Source organism: Kitasatospora sp. MAA4 (assembly GCF_029893355.1).
Taxonomy (GTDB): Bacteria; Actinomycetota; Actinomycetes; order Streptomycetales; family Streptomycetaceae; genus Kitasatospora.
This window is the reverse complement of the sequence record NZ_JARZAI010000010.1, coordinates 116274-134466: the sequence shown is the minus strand read 5'-3', so window position 1 is coordinate 134466 and position 18193 is coordinate 116274. Positions and strand designations below refer to the sequence as shown.

Below are 18193 nucleotides of genomic sequence, written 5' to 3'. Positions count from 1 at the left end.
CAGTGGCGGACATCAGCCGTTGGCGCCGTCCATCAGGCGGAAGAGGTCCTCGTCCGTGGCGCCGTCGAGGTCGACGCCGCCGTCGGCGACGGCCGGGGCCGGTGCCCACTGCCGCGCGAGGCTCCTGAGCCGGGCGGCGGTGTCCGCCTCGACGCCCTCGCCCGCCGCGAGCAGCCGTTCCAGCGCGTCCAGCAGCTCATCGGCGGACCGCGGCCGCGGCGCCGACTGCGCCCCACGGTCGGCGAGTTCGGCCCAAACGGTCCGGACGAGCCGGACGACGGCGGCGGGAGTCGGGTGGTCGAACACCAGCGTGGCGGGCAGCCGCAGGCCGGTGGCCGCGATGATCCGGTTGCGCAGCTCGATGGCGTTCACCGAGTTGACGCCCAGGCCCGAGAACGGCTGGACGGCGTCGGCGTCGCTCAGCGGGCGCCCGCCGAGGGCGGCCTCGGTCTGCGTCAGGACCAGGCGCAGCAGGACGGCCTCCTGCTCGTCCTCGCCCAGAGTAGCCAACCGGCCTACCAGGGAGGGCTGTTCGAGAGAGGCATCCACCCCGGCCGTGCGGAGTCCGGCGGCGAGCCAGTACGCCTCGCGCTGGAACGGGTAGGTGGGCAGTGCGACCGGCCGCGCCCCGGGCAGGACCGCCCCCCACGCGACGGGCACCCCGCGCAGGTGCAGCCGTCCGACCGCCGTGAGCACGGCCGCCGGCTCCTCGCCCTCCCCCTCAGCGGTGGGGATCACGGCCGCACCGGAGTCGGCCAGGCACTCGTCGATCATCGGCGTGAGCGCGGCGGCCGGGCCCAACTCCAGGAAGGTGTCGACCCGTTCGCTCCGCAAATGCTGCACGGCGTCCAGGAGGCGGACGGGCTCGCGCACCTGCCGCACCCAGTAGTCGGGGTCGCGCGCCTCCTGCTCGCTCAGGCGGCGGCCGGTGAGGCCGGAGACCAGCGGGACGGCCGTCGGCGCACCGAAGGCCAAGGTGCTGACCACGTCCCGGAATTCGGCCAGCATCGGGGTCATCAGTGGCGAGTGGAAGGCGTGGCTGACCGCGAGCCGCTTGGTCCGGTGCCCGGCGGCGGCGAGCTGCTCGGCCAGGTCCGCGAGCGGCTGCGCCGCGCCCGAGAGGACGACCGAGCGCGGGCCGTTGACCGCCGCGAGCGAGACGAACTCACTCAGCAGCGGGAGGACTTCCTCCTCCGACGCCTGCACCGCCAGCATCGCGCCGCCCGCCGGCATTGCCTGCATCAGCCGGCCCCGCGCGGCCACCAGTGCGCAGGCGTCCGGCAGCGAGAGCACCCCGGCCACGTGCGCGGCGGCGATCTCGCCGACCGAGTGGCCCGCCAGCAGGTCGGGCAGCACACCCCAGGACTCGAAGAGCCGGAACAGCGCGACCTCGAAGGCGAACAGCGCGGGCTGCGCGTACCCGGTACGGTCCAGCAGCCCGCCATCGGCTGCGTCGGGGTCGGCCCACATCACCGAGTCGAGCGTCCGGTCCAGCAACGGGTCCAGCGCTGCCCGGACTTCGTCCAGTGCCTCCGCGAACACCGGGAACGCGTGGGCGAGTTCACGTCCCATGCCGAGCCGCTGGCTGCCCTGCCCGGTGAAGACGAACGCCAACGCCCCGCTGCCGGTGCGCTCCTGGACGCTCCCCGCCGCGCCCTCGTCCGCGCCGAGCGCCGCCAGTGCGGCCACCAACTCCTCCCGGTCCCGGCCGATGACGACGCTGCCGTGGTCGTGCACCGCGCGGGTGGTGGCCAGCGAGAGGCCGACGTCGCGGACGGACAGCCCGGGCCGCGCCGCCAGCCGCGCGGCGACCCGACGGGCCTGCGCGCGCAGCGCGGGCCCGCTGCGTGCGGACAGCACCAGCGGGACGACGCCGTCCGCCTCCACCGTCTCCACCACCTCAGCGGAAGCCTCCTCCAGGATCACGTGGGCGTTGGTCCCGCTGATCCCGAACGAGGACACCCCCGCCCGCCGGGTCCGCCCCTCCTCCCGGGGCCACGGGCGGGCCTGCGTCAGCAGCTCCACCGACCCGGCGGACCAGTCCACCCGAGAGGACGGCTCGTCCACGTGCAGCGTGCGCGGCAGCACACCGTGCCGCATCGCCAGCACCGTCTTGATCACCCCCGCCACACCGGCCGCCGCCTGGGTGTGCCCGATGTTGGACTTCACCGAGCCCAGCCACAAAGGGTGTTGCCTTTCCTGCCCGTAGGTCGCCAGCAGCGCCTGCGCCTCGATCGGGTCGCCCAGCCTCGTCCCCGTCCCGTGCGCCTCCACCGCGTCCACGTCGGCCGCCGACAGACCCGCGCTCGCCAACGCCTGCCGGATCACGCGTCGCTGGGCCGGGCCGTTGGGCGCGGTGAGACCGTTGGACGCGCCGTCCTGGTTGACGGCCGACCCGCGCACCACCGCCAGCACCTCGTGCCCGTTGCGTCGCGCGTCGCTCAGCCGCTCGAGCACCAGCAGGCCGACGCCCTCCGACCAGCCGGCGCCGTCGGCGGCGTCCGCGAAGGACTTGCACCGGCCGTCGCGGGCGAGCCCGCGCAGCCGGGAGAACTCCACGAACGAGGTCGGTGTGGCCATCACCGCGACGCCGCCCGCCAGCGCGAGCGAGGACTCGCCCGAGCGCAGCGACTGGCAGGCCAGGTGGAGGGCGACGAGCGAGGAGGAGCAGGCGGTGTCCACGGTCAGCGCGGGGCCCACGAGCCCGAAGGTGTAGGAGATCCGCCCGGCCAGCGCGCTGCCGGCCGTGCCGATCGTCATCAGCCCCTCCAACTCGTCCGCCGCGGACAGCGCGTCCGCGGCGTAGTCGTGGTACATCGCGCCGGTGAAGACGCCGGTGCGGCTGCCGTGCAGGGTGTCCGGGACGATCCCGGCCTGCTCCAGCGCCTCCCAGGCCGTCTCCAGGAGCAGCCGCTGCTGCGGATCGGTCGCCAGCGCCTCGCGCCGGGAGAGCCCGAAGAAGGCGGCGTCGAAGTGGGCCGCGTCGTGCAGGAAGCCGCCCTCCCGGGCGTACGAGGTGCCCAGGTGCTCGGGGTCGTCGTGGAACAGCTGCTCCAGGTCCCAGCCGCGGTCTGTCGGGAAACCGGAGATCGCGTCGGTCCCGTCGGCGAGCAGCGTCCACAGCTCGTCCGGGGAGCTCACCCCGCCGGGCAGCCGGCAGGCCATTCCGATGATGGCCACCGGCTCGTCCGCCGCGCCCTGGACACCCACGTCCTCGAGGTCCGTCTGCCCGGTCAGCAGTCGGGCGACCGCGGCCGGCGTGGGCGCGTCGAAGGCCAGGCTGACCGGCAGCGCCAGCCCGGTCGCCTCGACCAGCAGATTGCGCAGCCGGATGCTCAGGATGGAGTCCAGGCCATGGCTGCGAAAGGTGGCCCCGGGCCTGATCGGTGCAGACGCCGCAGACACCGCGGCTGCCGCGGACGGACCCAGCACGGCCGCGACGCAGTCCCGGACCAGGTCGAGCGCCTCGCCGAAGCTCCCCGCCCACCGGCCGGGCGCAGCGGGGGCGCCCGCCCGGACGGCGCCGCTCGCGAGCAGCGCCTCCAGCGCCCGCCGGTGCAGCTTGCCCGCGGGCGTGCGCGGCAGCTCGCCGACCGTCACCAGCTCCAGCGGGATCTTGTAGTCGGCCACCCCGCGCTCGCGCAGGAAGGACGTCACCCGGGTGAGGCCGATCTCCGCGCTCGCCCGGCCGGTGACGACCAGGCAGGGCAGCTCCCCGAGCCGCTGGTCGCGCAGGCCGACCACGGCCAGCGGGCCGATGCCGGGCAGGTCGGCCAGCAGGCGCTGGATCTCGGTGGCGTTGAACTTCCGTCCGCCGACGTTGATCAGCTCGGCCGAGCGCCCGTCGAAGCGCACCCGGCCGTCCTCGTCCAGGCTCGCCAGATCGCCGGTGCGCAGCCAGCCGTCCGCCGTCAGCGCCGACCGGGTCAACTCCGGTTCGCCGTAGTAGCCGAGGAACATGCCAGGGCTGCGGTACTGCAACTCGCCCGAGCCGCCCGCCGGGCAGGGCGCGCCGTCCTCACCGACGATCCTGACCCGCGCGCCGCGGGTCGGCCGTCCGACGCTGCGGGCGGCCACGTCGGCGGGGTCCGCGGCCACCGTGCAGGTGCCGGTGCCGAGTTCGGACATCCCCCAGACCACCACCAGGCTGGTGTCCAGCGCCTCGCGGACCTGCGCGACCAGCGCGCCGGGGATCGCCGCGCCGGCGGTCCGCACCTCCACCGGACGGAACCCGGCGGGCTGCCGCGTTTCGGCCAACCTCCCCACGATGTCGTGCAGTTGGGCGGGCACGGCGAAGACCGCGCTGGGGTTGGCGACCCGGGCCAGGTCGAGGAAGCGGTCGGGGTCCCAGCTGCGCAGCAGCACCTGGCGGCAGGAGCGGAAGAGCGCGGAGTGCAGCGACTGGAGGCCGAACAGGTGGGTCAGCGGGCAGGCCGTGAGGACCGCCTCGGCGAAGGCGTCGGCGGCCTGCGCCGTGACGGCCGAGGTGTTCGAGAGCAGGCCGTCGTGGCTGTGCAGGCAGATCTTCGGCCGTGCCGAGGTGGTCCCGGAGGACGGGATCAGCACGAACGGCATCTGCGGCCGGACGTCGACCGGGTGCGGCGCGCTGCCCAGCCACCGCGCCAGCAGCCGGTCGACACCGCCGCCCTCGCCCGCGACCAGCACGGCCAGCACCGAGGGCAGCGCCTCGCACAGCGCGCGCCCCTGGTCCGCCGCGTGCGGCGAGTCGCTCGGCAGCACCACCAGCACCGGGCTCACCCGCTCGAGCAGCGCACGCACGTCGGCGCTGCCGTGGCCCTGGTGAACGGGCAACAGGACGGCGCCGACGGCCGCGACGGCCAGGTGCAGGCTCTGGAACTCCCAGCAGTTCGGCAGCTGGACCGCGACCACCTCGCCGACGCCGACCCCGAGTTCCTGCAACCCGCGGGCCAGCGCGTCGACCTCCGCCTGCCACTGGCGCCAGGTCCGCGATCGCTCGCCGTCGACGAGGGCGACGGCGTCCGGCGCCGCGCTCACGGCGGCCGCGAAGACCCCCGGCAGCGTGAGCCCCTCGAGCCCAGCGTCCAAATCGGTCACCTGGTCATCGCTGCGGACGGACACCATTACTCCCCGGAGATCACTGGGCGGCTTCCGCTCCATGCTCGGCCGATGCCCGCCGGGAAAGCCCTAGAAGTGCGCGGTCCCGCCCGTGCTGGAGGCGACCCGCTGCCCGGGGATCTCGGCGTCCAGCAGCGTGAGCAGCGGGGTGGCCTTCACCACCGTCTCCTCGAACTCCTCCCGCGGCTCCGACAGCGCGATGATCGCGCCGCCGACCCCGTACCGAAGCCGCCCGCCGCTGAGCACCAGCGTGCGGATCACGATGCTCAGATCGGCTGCCCCGGTCAGCGAGAAGTAGCCGATGGCGCCGGAGTAGATGCCCCGCGGGCCGGCCTCCAGGCGGTCGATGATCTGCATGGTCCTGATCTTCGGCGCCCCGGTCATCGAGCCGCCGGGGAAGGCCGAGCGCACGCCCGCCACCGCGCTGGTGCCCGGGCGCAGCCTGGCGCGCACCGTGCTCACCAGCTGGTGGACGGTGGCGTAGGTCTCCACCTGGAAGACCGGGCCGGCGGTGACCGTGCCGACCTCCGCACACCGCCCGAGGTCGTTGCGGACCAGGTCCACGATCATCAGGTTCTCGGCGCGGTCCTTCTCACTGGTGGTCAGATCGGCGACCAGCAGCGCGTCCTCGTCCGGGGTGGCGCCGCGCGGGCGGGTCCCCTTGATCGGCTTGGACTCCATCGCGCCGTCCCGGTCGATCCGCAGGAACCGCTCGGGCGAGGTGCTCAGCACGGACAGCTCGCCGAAGTCCAGGAAGGCGGCGAACGGCGCGGGGCTGGCCCGGCGCAGGAAGCGGTAGGCCTGCCAGGGGTCGAGGTCGGCCTCGACCTCGATCATGTTGGTGAGGCAGACCTCGTAGGTCTCGCCGGCCCGGATCTCCTCCTGACAGACGTCGATGAGCTTGAGGTACGCCTCCCGGTGGTGCCGCAGCCGCAGCTCCGCGCCACCGGCGCCGGGGGCCTCGCACGGTTCGGGCGCCCGGTCCACGAGCCCGCCGAGCGCCGCCGCCGCCTCGCGCAGCCAGCCGCGCGCCGGGTCCTCGCGGTCCTCCTCGGCCAGGGCCAGCAGGTGCGTGGTGCCGGTCAGGTGGTCGAGGACGATCGCGCGGTCGGCGAAGACCATGACGGCGTCCGGATCGGGTGAGCGGTGTGCCCGGTCGCCGTCGCACTCGGCCTTCAGTTCGTAGCCCAGCGCCCCGACCCAGCCGAGCGCGAAGTCGAAGGGCAGCTCGGGCGCCTCGACCCGGGCCTCGCACAGGTCGCGGTCCAGCCAGTCCAGGAACGCGTCGCGGACCACCCGGGTCGAGTCCGCCGAGGTGACGGTCACGGTGCCGGCGAAGACGTCGGCGGTGGCGACCCGGGCGAGCGGGCCCGAGGCGTTGCCCATGATCGACAGGCGGCCCAGCTTGCCGTCCGCGCGGCTGCTGTCCAGCCAGAACGGGTGGTCGCCGGCCCGGAACAGCCGGTCGAAGACCACCTCCGGGTCCCAGCGGGTGGGCAGCTGCTCGGCCAGCACCCGCAGCCGCCGCCCGCGCTCCCGCACCGGCGGCGCGGTCACGGGCGCAACCGCCGGCGCCGTCCCGCTGCGACGCTGCCACCGGTGGCGTTCCGTCAGGTCGCGGAAGTTGGCCAGCAGCCGGTGGCCGCCCTCGGTGCCGATCGACTCGGGGTGGAACTGCACGCCCCAGAGCGGCAGTTCGCGGTGGCGCAGGGCCATCACCACGCCGTCCGAGGCCCAGGCGATCGGCTCCAGGACCGACGGCAGGTCGGTGACGGCGAGCGAGTGGTAGCGGACCACCTCCAGCGGATCGGGCAGCCCGTGGAAGAGCCCGGTGCCGACGTGGCGCACCATCGAGGCGCGCCCGTGCCGGGGCTCGGGTGCGCGCCCGACGGTGGCGCCGTGGGCGAGCGCGATGCCCTGGTGGCCCAGGCAGACGCCCAGCACCGGCAGTCGGCCCTCCCTGGCTGTCTCCGCGCAGTAGCCGAAGTCCGCGGGGCGGTGCGGGGTGCCGGGGCCGGGGGAGAGCACGACGTTGTCGAAGGCGTCCAGCAGCTCCGGGCGCCAGCTCGGATCGTCGTTGCGGATCACCTCCGGCTCCCGCCCGTTGACCTCGGCGAGGTAGTGGAAGAGGTTGTAGGTGAACGAGTCGTAGTTGTCGATCAGCAGTGTGCGCATCGCGGAGTCCCTCATTCCAGGCCGAGTTCCAGGCCGAGTTCGCGCGAGATCTCCCGGTTCACCGCGGCCTGGTGGTCGGCGATGAAGAAGTGGCCGCCGCTGAACACCTCCAGCCGGAACGCGCCCTCGGTGTGGACGCTCCAGGCCTGCGCCTCGGCGAGCGAGGTGCGGGGGTCGGACTCGCCGGTCAGCACGGTGATCGGGCAGCGCAGCCGGCGGTCGGCCTCGCAGCGGTAGCTCTCGATCGCGCGGTAGTCGCCGCGGATCGCCGGCATCGCCATCCGGACGATCTCCTCGTCGCCCAGCAGCTGCGGGTTCGTGCCGTTGAGCAGGCGCAGCTCGCTGAGGATGCCGTCGTCGTCGCGGTGGTGCACGGTCTCCAGCCGGGTGGTCGAGGGGCCGCGCCGCCCGGAGGCGATGACCGCCTTCGGCGCGCACCGGCCCTTCTGCTCCAGTCGCCAGGCCGTCTCGAAGGCCAGCGTGGCGCCCATGCTGTGGCCGAAGAAGACGGTGGGCCGCTCGTCCAGGGTGAGCAGCTCGTCGGTGACCAGGTCGGCCAGCGTGTGCAGGGACTCGACGCAGGGCTCGCGCCGCCGGTCCTGCCGTCCGGGGTACTGAAGGGAGATCACGTCCACCCGGGGGGCGAAGTGCGCCGAGACGGGGTGGAAGAAGGGGGCGGAGCCGCCGGCGTGCGGGAAGCACACCAGCCGGACGGGGCTGTCGGGGGCCGGGTGGAAGCGTCGCAGCCACAGGGCACTGGCGATGGTCAAGGGAGCCGGTCCTCTCAGTCCTGATGGATGGTGATGGAGCGCGAGGGGCAGAGCGTGCCGGCCAGCCGGACGGCGGCGGCCTCCTCGGGGGCCGGCCGCTCGCGCAGGACGGTGACCAGCCCGTCGTCGCCCTGGTCGAACACCTCCGGCGCGTTGAGGACGCACTGGCCCGCGCCGACGCAGCGGTCGGCGGCCACGGTGACATGCATGATCAGCTCTCCTGCCAGCTCACCGGCAGCTCGTGCAGGCCGCACAGCACACCGTCGTACTTGAAGGGCAGCTCCTCGACCGGCACCGCGAGCCGCAGGCTCGGGATCCGCTCGAAGAGCTTGCGGTAGGCGATCTCCATCTCGACCCGGACCAGGTTCTGGCCCAGGCACTGGTGCACGCCGTAGCCGAACGCCACGTGCTGGCGCTCGGCGCGCGCCGGGTCGAAGAGGTGCGGGCAGGCGAAGGCGGAGGTGTCGTGGTTGGCGGCGGCGACCAGCGGGATGATGCCCTCGCCCGCCCGTACCAGCTGCCCGGAGATCTCCACGTCCTCGATCGCCACCCGCAGCGACACCAGGTCGGCGACCGAGTGGAACCGCAGGCTCTCCTCGACGGCGCGGTCGTCGCCGATCCACTGCGGGTTCTGCAGCAGCGTCATCACCCCGAGCGCGATGTTGTTGGCGGTGGTCTCGTGACCCGCGATCAGCAGCAGGATCAGCACCCCCGGCAGCTCCTGGGCATCGAGCGTGCCGGTGGCCAGCAGCCGGCTGATCAGGTCGTCGCCGGGCCACTGCACCTTGATGGCCACCAGGCGGTTGATGTAGCGCAGCAGTTCCTTGGTGGCGGTGTCGCGCTGCTGGTCGGTCGAGGCGCGGATGGCCACCAGGGTGCGGGTGCGCGACTCGAAGAACTCCCGGTCGGCCGGCGGCACGCCGAGCAGCGAGGAGATCACCAGCGAGGGCACCGGGAGCGCGAAGTCCGCGACCAGGTCGGCACGGTCGCCCGCGGCCAGCATCGCGTCGATCCGCATCTCCACCGTGCGCTCGATCGCCGGACGCATCTCGCGCACCCGGCGGACGGTGAACTCCGGGATCAGCGCCTTGCGGAAGCGGTCGTGCTCGGGCGAGTCGAGACCGACGAACCAGCCCGGGATCTGCTCCTGGCGCGGCACGCCCATGGTGTCGCTGATGTTGGGGAAGCCCGGGTGGTCGGGGTTGGAGCTGATCTTCCGGCTGGTCAGCACGGCCCGGACGTCCTCGTGCCGGGTGACCAGCCAGGCCTTGTTCCCGTTGGGCAGGTAGGAGACCACGAGCCCCTCGCGCCCCCGGTAGTCCTGGTAGCGGGGAGGCGGGAAGGCCTCACCTGGCCTGCGCAGCGGGAAGTCGACCACAGGGGGTTCGCTGCTCGTCATGTCTTCCACGTCTCTCTCGATGGTTGCGGCTCAGACCGCGCCGTAGAAGGCGCGGACCTTCCCGGTGATGTACTCCTGGTCGGCGGCGGTCAGCCCGGTGTACGTCGGCAGGTAGAGCCCGTCCTCGGCGAACCGGTTGGCGTTGAGCGAGGGCCAGACCGGGTCCAGGTAGCCGGGCTGACGGCTCATCGGCTTGAAGAACAGCCGCGTCTCGATGCCCTCGCGGGTCAGGTACGCGCGCAGCTCCTCGCGCCGCTCGGCGCGCAGGTCGTACATCCACAGCACGTCGCGGGCCGGCATCAGGGTGACGCCGGGGACGTCCGCCAGCCCCTCGTCGTAGCGCCGCTCGATCTCCTTGCGGGCGGCCAGGATCTCGTCGAGCCGCTCCACCTGGGCCAGTGCGACGGCCGCCTGCATGGCCGTCATGCGGAAGTTGTAGGCGAGCTTCTTGTGCACGAAGCTGTGGTCGGTGGTGAAGGCCATCGCCCGCAGGTGGGCCAGCTGGCCGGCCAGGCGGGGGTCGTCGGTGAGGCAGATGCCGCCCTCGCCGGCCGTGATGATCTTGTTGGCGAAGAGCGAGTAGCAGGCGATGTCGCCCACCGGCCGGACGCCGTGCGCCTCGGCGGAGTCCTCCACCACCCGCAGGTTGTACTGGAACGCGAGGTCCATGATCGCGTCCATGTCGCACCGCCGCCCGTACACGTGGACGGGCATGATCGCCTTCGTCCGGGGCGTGATCTTCTCCTCGATCCGCGCGACGTCCATGTTCAGGTCGTCCGCGCAGTCGACGAAGACCGGCGTCGCGCCGGTGTAGGTGACGGCCCAGGCCGAGGCGATCATGGTGAACTCGGGGACGATCACCTCGTCGCCGGGGCCGATGCCCAGCGCCCGCAGAGCCAGCGTCAGGGCCGCTGTGCCGGAGGAGCAGGCGACGCCGTGCGCGCTTCCGTTGTACTGCGCGAAGGCCTTCTCGAACCGCTGGACGTACGGCCCCTGGGAGGAGATCCAGCCGTCGCCGATCGTGCCGGTGACATATTCCAGTTCCCGTCCGTCGAGACTCGGCCGGGAAACGGGGTACCTGAACGACATTCCATCCTCGCTCTGTCGCTGGCCAGTTCGCTGCCGGCCACTTCCGGATTTGTCCGGCGAAATCGGGTTGTATGGCATCGAGGTGTGAGCCATCGGGGCGGCGGGCTTTGTCATGTCAGGGTTTGTCATGTCAGGGCTGGGAGGCCGAGCAGGAGATCCGCCGCGGCCCTTCGCCCACCCGCCGCCTCCTGCAACTGCGCGAACCGGGACGCCCGCTGACGGAACGAGGGATCTCCCAGTACCCGGGTGAGTTTTTCCACCACGTCGTCGGGGTCCATTTCCTGCGGCCGGTCCAGGGTCAGGCTGACGCCGAGATCGCGGCCCCGGACGGCCTGGTCGAAGCAGTCCACCCAGAGCGGCCGCACCACCAGCGGCTTGCCGAAGAACAGGCCCTCGTGGAAGCCGTTGCCGCCGCCGTGGGTGAAGAACAGTTCCACGCTCGGGTGGGCCAGCACGTCCAGCTGCGAGGGCACCCAGCTCTCGATCCGCAGGTTGCCCGGCAGCGTCTCGCGCGGCGGCAGCAGGTGCTGCTGCTCCTTGGGCAGCTTCCACAGGAGCTGGTGCCGGCCCTCCAGCCGGCGGGCGACCTCCACCAGCGAGCCGACCTCGGCCCGGGTGAGCCGGGTGATCGTGCCGAACCCCATGTAGACCACCGAGCTCTGGGCGTCCAGCCATCGGGCCAGCTCGTCGTCCGCCCCGGCCTCCGGCAGCGGCGGCGTCATCGCGCCGACCAGCTTCATTTTCTCCGGAATCTCGAACGGATAGTCCAGCTCCGCGACGGAATTGCACAGGACCATTTCGGCCCGGTCGATCCTGGTCATCATGTCGGGCGCCGGGAGGTTGAGTTCCCGGCGAATCCTGTTGTCCTCCGAGAGGACTTTTCCCATCGCCGGGTTGAAGAACATGGCGAGCGTCCGGAACTTGAACAGCCGGTTGCTCATGCGCTGCGCGAAATTCATCGGGTAGGGCAGCCCGGAGTGCGGGACGGGGAAATTCTGCGGGGTGTAGGACCTGCCGAACGGGTTGTACGAGGTGAGCACGTTGCTCGGCACGAACGGAACGCTGAGCACGAAAGGGATCTGCCGGGTCAGTGCCAGGTCGATCGCAAAGGAACTCATGCACTCGATCACCATGAGAGCCGGCCGCACCTTGTCCACCACGGATTCGAGGGCCCGGTATTTCTCGGCCTGGAGGGCGGGTTTGTACGACTGTCGGATGACCGCCCGGTGGGCCTTGAAGCGCGAGGACTGGGTGACCTCGCGGTAGACCTCGTCGCTCCAGCTGACCGCCGACAGCTCGGGGGTCACCTCGCCGAGCGAGGCGAACTCGACGGGGCTGCCGACCGCGAGGGCCTGCACGTCCGCGCGGCGAGGATCGTCCGTGGCGAACCACAGGTCGGGCACGCCGCGCCGGGAGAGCTCGGTCGCGAGCACGAGCAGCGGGTTGACGAGGCCGCTTTCCGGAAGGCTGACGAAAAGGATCGGCCGTGGCGCGGAAGTCATCGCGGTCCCTCCGGGAGATGGCTGCTGAGGGTGCCGAAGCCGGTCCGGCGCCCGGTCATGGGCGGGTCTGTTGGTTGCACGACTTCTTGGTCTCACGGTCCGCGCCGGGAAATCCTTAGACTCCCGGAAGGTTTGCCACGGTCTGTCCGCTTATGTCCCCTGCTTCCGAATCGAGAGATTGGCCTGCCGTCGGGCCGGGTAGGCAGGTAAGGTGTTCTTAATGGTTCTCTGACGGACGGGCGAGCGGCCTGCGGGTACACTCGGCCGTATCAATTCTGAATCATTCTGTTCATCCTGGATTTGTTGCGGGAAAATGATCTCCGAACACTGCTCCGGTAGTTTTCGTCATGCGAGGGGGGTTCCTTGCTGGATCGGGCTGATATCCCCGGATTGCCCGGGGCGTTTACCGGCCGTGCCGACGAGCTGGAGGTCCTGAACGGCCGCGCCCTGGCCGCCCGCGGCGGCCGGCCGGGCCTGGTGCTGCTCTCCGGTCCCGCCGGGATGGGCCGGACCGGTCTCCTGCGGGAATTCCTGGCGGGCCCGCAGTGCCGCGATATGACCGTGCTGCACGGATCGGCGTCCGGGGGGAGCGCCGATCCGACGGCCTACGCCGGTGTGCGGGCACTGCTGCGCCCGCTGGGCCTGTCCGGCCCCGACGGGCACGACACGCATCCGCTGCTGCGCGGCAGCGCCCGGCACGCCCTGCCCGCGCTGCTGCCCGCCGCCGACGGCGGGCAGCCGGTCGACGCCGCCTCGGCCTACCCCGTCCTGCACGGTCTGTACAGCCTGGTGCGGCATCTGACGGCGCGGCGCCCGGTCGCCCTGGTCCTGGACGACGCCCACGCGTGCGACGAACACTCGCTGCGCTGGCTGGACTTCCTGCTGCGGCGGGCAGGCGAGCTGCCACTGCTCGTGGTGCTCGCCCACCGCACCGAGGCCGAACCCGTCGCGGCCGAGGCCTGGGCCGGCCTCTGCGCCCAGCACCTGGCGACCACTCTCGCGCTCGGCCCGCTGAGCGGCGCCGACATCGGGTGCATCGCCCGGCAGGTCTTCCCCGGCCCGGTCGACCCCGCGTTCACCGAGCGGCTGGCGGCGGTCTCCGGCGGCAACCCCGGCACTGCCGTCTCCCTGCTGCGCGAGCTGCGCCGTGACGGCGTGTCACCGGACGCCGAGGGCGCCTCGCGGGTCGCCGGGATCGGCGGGCTGCTGGTCGCCCGCGCGGTGCCCGAGCTGCTCGACACCCAGGCCCCCTGGGTCCGGGACGTGGCCGTCGCGATCGCGGTGCTCGGCGAGGACTCCGTGGTGCACCTCGGCGCCCTGGCCGGCGTCAGCGGCATGCTGGTCGAGGACGCGCTGACCGTACTGCGCCGCGCCGAGGCGGTGGCCCCCGACCGGCCGGCCCTGGCGCACCAGGCGGTGCGCCGGGCCGTGCTCGACACGGTCGACGCCGACCGGCTCGCCGAACTACGGGCCCGGGCCGCCCTGTTGCTCAGTGACGCCGGCCGCCCGGCCGAGGAGGTCGCCGCCCACCTGCTGCTGCTGCCCGGAACGCCCGAGCCCTGGATGGTGACGCTGCTGCGCGCCGCGGCCGAGCCGGCCGACGGCCGCAGCGCCCCCGACACGGCCGTCCGCTACCTGCACCGGGTGCTGGAGGCCGAACCCGGCGACGTCCCGGCGCGGCTGCGACTCGCCGTCGCGCAGGCCGAGGCGGACCCCTTCGCGGCGCTCGCCCAGCTGCGCGGCGCGCTCGACGCGGCCACCGACGTCCGCACCAGGGCCCGGTTCGCGGTGCAGCACGCGACGACCTCGCTGGCCGTGCAGGGCACCTTTGCCGCCGTACGGGTGCTGGACGAGGCACTGGACGCGCTCCGGGCCGCGCGCCTGCCCGGCCCGGACGCCGCCCACCGGGAGCTGACCAACCGTCTGGAGGCGGCCCGGCTGCTCGTCGAGTGCGCCCACAGCGGGGCGGCGGCGGCCCCGGTCCGGGTGCGTCTGGCCCGCCTGCCCGCGAGCTTCCCGGACCTCGCGATGCGGCACGACGGCGCGGCCCTGGCCGCGCTGCTGACCGCCCTGGACGGCTGCTCGATCCGCCGCACGGTCGACCACGCCCGCGGCGTCACGGACACGCCGGGCGCGGCGCCGAGCGGCGGATCGCTGATCACCGCCGCCCTGGCCCTCGGCCTGGCCGACGAGAGCGAGGGCGCGCTCGGCGCCCTGAACCGCGTCCTGGCCCGCGGCGAGGGCGGCGGCGAGGGCGGCGGCCCCTCCTGGACGCGCGCGCTCGCGCTCTCCCAGCGGGCCCTGGTGCTGCGCGGCCTCGGCCGGATCCCCGACGCCCTCGCGGACGCCCGGGCCGCCGTGGCCGCCCTCCCCGAGGACGGCCACGGCGGTGGCGCCCCCTCGCCGATGCCCCGGCTGGCGCTGGCCTCGGTGCTGACCGAGCGCGGCGAGCTGGAGCGCGCCGAGGAGCTGCTCGACGGGATCGAGCCGCCCGCCCCGGACGGCGCCTGCCTGGAGTACCACCTCCACCTGACGGCCAGGGCCCGGCTGCGCTGGGCCGCCGGCGACGGCGGCACGGCCCTGCGCCTGCTCCAGGAGAGCGGGCGGGCGCAGGCGCAGGCCGGTCTCGCCAACCCGGTCTTCGCTCCCTGGTGGATCGGCGCCTCCCGGATCCTGGCGGTGCTGGGCCGCACCGACGAGGCCCTGGAGGCGGCGGCCCACGGCGGCGAGCTGGCCCGCCGCTGGGGCAGCGCCCGGGCGCTGGGGCTCGCGGCGCTGGCACGCGGCGCGATCACGCCCGGCGCGCCGGGCGTCGAGTTGCTCACCGAGGCGGTCGAGCTGCTGTCCTCCTCACCCGCCCGGGGCGACCACGCCAGGGCCGAACTCGTGATGGGCCGCGCGCTGTTGGCGACGGGCGACCAGCGTGGCGCGCGCGAGCACCTGCGGGTCGCCGCGGACCTGGCGCGCAGCTGCGGCGCGCTCGCGCTGGCCCGGACCGCCCGGCGTCGGCTGATCACCGCCGGTGGGCGGATGCGCGAGATCACCGCCTCCCGGGCCGACATCCTCACCGACACCGAACGCAGGGTCGCGGACCTGGCGGTGGCGGGAGCCAGCAACCGCCAGATCGCGACCTCGCTCTTCGTCACCGTACGGACCGTGGAGACCCATCTGACCAGCGTGTACCGCAAACTGGGCGTCAGCCGACGAGTGGGCCTGGCCTCGGCGCTGCACAACCCGGCCGCCCCCGCCGGGCGAGCCCTCGCACGGGTGCCCTGACGCCGACCCGAGGACTGCGGCGCGGACCTCAACGACGAGGTCCGCGGTGAACGGACCGGACGGCGACCCGAAGACCTGGTATGACCATGCATCTGCCTCTTGCGTTCAACTGCCCTGAAAACCCCCGTGAAAACCCCCGTGAAAGCTCCGCCGATCCCGCCCTGCACCACCGCGAGCCCGAACGGGCCGTGCTGGCCTCGGTGGTGGACGCGCTCGGCGCGGGCCGCCCCGCCGTGGCCACCGTGACCGGCCGGCCCGGCTTCGGGCAGAACGCCCTGCTGCGCCAGGCCACTTCGCGCGCCGAGGCACTCGGGGTGCGGGTGCTGCGCGCCCGGGCCAGCTCGGTGGAGGCCGGCCTGCGGCACGGGGTGGCCGCCCAACTCCTGTCGCCGCTGGACGGGTTGGCGCAGGCGGCGGTGCGGGCGCTGGCCGCCCCGCAGCGCGGCGGCCGGCACCCGGGCCTGGCCGAACTGCTCGGCGCCGCCCGGGAGCGGCCGACCCTGCTGGCCCTCGAGGACGCCCAGTGGCTCGACCCGCACTCGCTGCGCTGGCTTCAGGCGCTGCTGCGCCGCTCGCGCGGCGTGCCGCTGGCGCTGCTGGCGGCGGGCAGCGGCCTGTCGGCCGGCGGCCCGGACTGGCTGAGCCTCACCTCGCCGGCCCCGGCGATCGCCCACGAGCTGGTGCTCGCGCCGCTGGGCCGCTGCGAGGTCGCCCGCACGGTCGAACTGGCCTGCGGCGAAAGGGGCGAGGCGGCCTTCAGCGCGGCGGCCTGGAAGGCCACCGGCGGCAGCCCCGCGGTGCTGCGCGACGCGCTCGCCACCTTCGTCCGCGAGGGGCACCGGCCGGTCGCGGGGCAGGTGGCGCAGCTGCGCGCGATCGCCGCGCGGGTCGCCGGCGAGCGCGTCCTGTGGGCGCTGCGCGGGCTGTGCCCGCTGACCGTCGCCACCGTCCGCGCGCTGGCCGTCGGCGGACCCCTGCTGGACCTGCCGATGGCCTGCACGCTGGCCGGGTCCACCTCGCTGGGCGAGCTGCGGCTGCGTGCGGAACTGGTGGCGACCGGTATCGCGGTGGCCACTGCGAGCGGCCTGCGGGTGGATCCGGTGGCCAGGGCCAGGGTGCTGGCGGAGATGAGCCTCCAGGAACGCGCCGAGCTGCACGCCCGCGCCGCCGAACTCGCCCACCGCGCGGCCGCGGACGACCGCGCCGTGGCCGACCTGCTGCTCTGCACCCGGCCGCTCGGCGCGCCCTGGGCGGTCCTCGCCCTGCACCGCAGCTCGCTGGCCGCGATCCGGCGCGGCGACCACCGGCTGGCGGTCGGCTACCTCGCCCGGGCCCTGCACGAGCCGCTGGCGCCGGCCCTGCGCGCCCAGCTGACCTTCGAGCTGGCCGCCGTCGAGCTGGTCACCGCTCCCGAGGCCGGCCGGCGCCTGCTCGACGCGCTGGTCCGCGATCCCGGCGGCCACGCCGAGCTCCGGGTCCGCGCCATCGACCTCGGGCTGACCCTGGGCGACGCCGACCGGATGTGCCGCGCGGTCGCCGACGTCCTGCCCCAGGCGCGCGGCGCCGAACGGGACAACCTGATCGCCCTGTTCTGGTCGGCCGACCACTCCCGGCGCGACGACTGCGAGCTGATCTCGCCCGAGGTGCCCGCGCTGCCCGACACCCCCACCTGCCCGGCCCAGGCCGGCGTGCGCGCCTGGGAGTTGGCCGTGCGCGGCAGCGCGCTGAGTACCGTACGGGAGCTGGCCCGCCGGGCGCTGTCGCGGCAGGCGGCCCGCCGCACGCCGGTCCGGGCCCGGCTGGCCGCCTGCCGGGCGCTGTGTCTGAGCGACGACTACGAGGAGGCCGAGGCGGGGCTGGGCGCGCTGCTCACCGAGCTGCGCGGCGACCACCTGGACGTCGGCGTCGCGCAGGTGCTGGCCGTGCGCGCCGAACTGCACCTGAGGGCCGGCCGGATCGGCGCCGCCGAGCAGGATCTGGCCGCCGCCGCCCGGACGCTGCCGGTGCCCGGCGGCGCCGACCCGACCCTGCTGCACCTGCGGGCGGTGCGGATCGTGCTGGAGCTGGAGAGCGGCCGACCGGACAGCGCGCGGGCGCTGGCCGCAGTGCAGACTCCGCCCGGCAGCGAGGAGCGGATGCACTGGGCGCACCTGCTCTTCGCCCGGGCGATGGTGGCCGCCTCCGACGGCGACCCGGCGCGGGCGGGGGAGCTGCTGCGCGAGTGCGGGCGCCGGCTGCTCAGCCGTCACCACGTCAACCCCGCGGTCCTGCCCTGGCGTTCGATGGCCGCGCTGGCGGCCCAGGCGGTCGGCGAGCAGGAGGAGGCGGTGCGGCTGAGCCGCGAGGAGCTGGCCTTCGCCCGGCAGTGGGGAGCGCCGAGCGCGCTGGGCTGGGCCGAGCTGACGGTCGGCCGGATGGCCGGCCGCCAGCGGCTGCTGGGCGCCCGGGAGGCCGTTCGTACGTTGCAGGGCGCTCCCTTCGGGATGGTCTACGCGCGTGCACTGGCGGAGCTGGCGGCCGCCGAGCTGGCCGCCGGGGAGGGCGACCGGTGCGCCGCCGCGGCCTCGCTGGCCCGGCTCAGCACGCTCACCACCACCCAGCCCGCCGGCCCGATGGCAGAACGGGCGCGCCTGCTGGCCGAGGAGCTGGAGCTGCCCTCGGCCGCCGCGCCCGCCGTGTCCGCCCTCTGGGCCGCCCTGCCGCACACCGAGCGGCACACCGCGGCGCTGGCCGGCAACGGCCACAGCAACCAGCACATCGCCGACATGCTGTCGGTGTCGCGGCGCACGGTCGAACTCCGGCTGAGCCGCACGTACAAGAAGCTTCGTATCGGTGGCCGCCAGGAACTGTCGGCACTGGTACGCGCGATGGAAGGACGCTGACGG

Annotated in this window: 9 protein-coding genes; 2 read left to right on the top strand and 7 right to left on the bottom strand. The window is 74.1% G+C overall.

The features are described 5' to 3' along the window. Window positions 1-12: 12 nt before the first annotated feature. The 7 genes from P3T37_RS15820 to P3T37_RS15790 form a co-directional block, all read right to left on the bottom strand. Window positions 13-5103: a type I polyketide synthase gene (locus P3T37_RS15820; RefSeq protein WP_280724280.1), complete on the bottom strand. Its 5091-nt coding sequence runs from the start codon at window positions 5101-5103 to the stop codon at window positions 13-15. Window positions 5104-5166: 63 nt separating this feature from the next. Then, window positions 5167-7272: an aminodeoxychorismate synthase component I gene (gene pabB, locus P3T37_RS15815; RefSeq protein WP_280724279.1), complete on the bottom strand. Its 2106-nt coding sequence runs from the start codon at window positions 7270-7272 to the stop codon at window positions 5167-5169. A gap of 11 nt (window positions 7273-7283) precedes the next feature. Next, window positions 7284-8042 carry an alpha/beta fold hydrolase gene (locus tag P3T37_RS15810; protein ID WP_280724278.1) on the bottom strand — a complete coding sequence of 253 codons (759 nt, stop codon included), beginning with the start codon at window positions 8040-8042 and terminating at the stop codon, window positions 7284-7286. A 14-nt stretch (window positions 8043-8056) separates the two neighbouring features. Continuing rightward, window positions 8057-8251, bottom strand: coding sequence for a ferredoxin (locus P3T37_RS15805; protein ID WP_280724277.1), 195 nt, complete (start codon window positions 8249-8251; stop codon window positions 8057-8059). 2 nt (window positions 8252-8253) lie between these two features. Continuing rightward, window positions 8254-9441 (bottom strand): cytochrome P450, encoded by a 1188-nt coding sequence (locus tag P3T37_RS15800; protein ID WP_280724276.1) that lies wholly within the window; start codon window positions 9439-9441, stop codon window positions 8254-8256. 30 nt (window positions 9442-9471) lie between these two features. Then, window positions 9472-10530 (bottom strand): DegT/DnrJ/EryC1/StrS family aminotransferase, encoded by a 1059-nt coding sequence (locus tag P3T37_RS15795; RefSeq protein ID WP_280724275.1) that lies wholly within the window; start codon window positions 10528-10530, stop codon window positions 9472-9474. A gap of 125 nt (window positions 10531-10655) precedes the next feature. Beyond that, window positions 10656-12032: a glycosyltransferase gene (locus P3T37_RS15790; RefSeq protein ID WP_280724274.1), complete on the bottom strand. Its 1377-nt coding sequence runs from the start codon at window positions 12030-12032 to the stop codon at window positions 10656-10658. A 390-nt stretch (window positions 12033-12422) separates the two neighbouring features. On the opposite strand from P3T37_RS15790, the gene P3T37_RS15785 reads away from it, so the two are divergent. Beyond that, a complete protein-coding gene (locus P3T37_RS15785) occupies window positions 12423-15308 on the top strand; it encodes a LuxR family transcriptional regulator (protein WP_280724273.1) in 2886 nt (961 codons plus the stop codon). An 86-nt stretch (window positions 15309-15394) separates the two neighbouring features. Further along, window positions 15395-18190, top strand: a complete 2796-nt coding sequence (locus P3T37_RS15780) for a LuxR family transcriptional regulator (protein ID WP_280724271.1) — start codon at window positions 15395-15397, stop codon at window positions 18188-18190. The last annotated feature ends 3 nt before the right edge of the window (window positions 18191-18193 follow it).

Bases quoted from the DNA above. Each gene is read 5' to 3' on its own strand.
- P3T37_RS15820 (WP_280724280.1), bottom strand. From the start codon at position 5,103: ATGGTGTCCGTCCGCAGCGATGACCAGGTGACCGATTTGGACGCTGGG.
- pabB (WP_280724279.1), bottom strand. From the start codon at position 7,272: ATGCGCACACTGCTGATCGACAACTACGACTCGTTCACCTACAACCTC.
- P3T37_RS15805 (WP_280724277.1), bottom strand. From the start codon at position 8,251: ATGCATGTCACCGTGGCCGCCGACCGCTGCGTCGGCGCGGGCCAGTGC.
- P3T37_RS15800 (WP_280724276.1), bottom strand. From the start codon at position 9,441: ATGACGAGCAGCGAACCCCCTGTGGTCGACTTCCCGCTGCGCAGGCCA.
- P3T37_RS15795 (WP_280724275.1), bottom strand. From the start codon at position 10,530: ATGTCGTTCAGGTACCCCGTTTCCCGGCCGAGTCTCGACGGACGGGAA.
- P3T37_RS15790 (WP_280724274.1), bottom strand. From the start codon at position 12,032: ATGACTTCCGCGCCACGGCCGATCCTTTTCGTCAGCCTTCCGGAAAGC.
- P3T37_RS15780 (WP_280724271.1), top strand. From the start codon at position 15,395: ATGCATCTGCCTCTTGCGTTCAACTGCCCTGAAAACCCCCGTGAAAAC.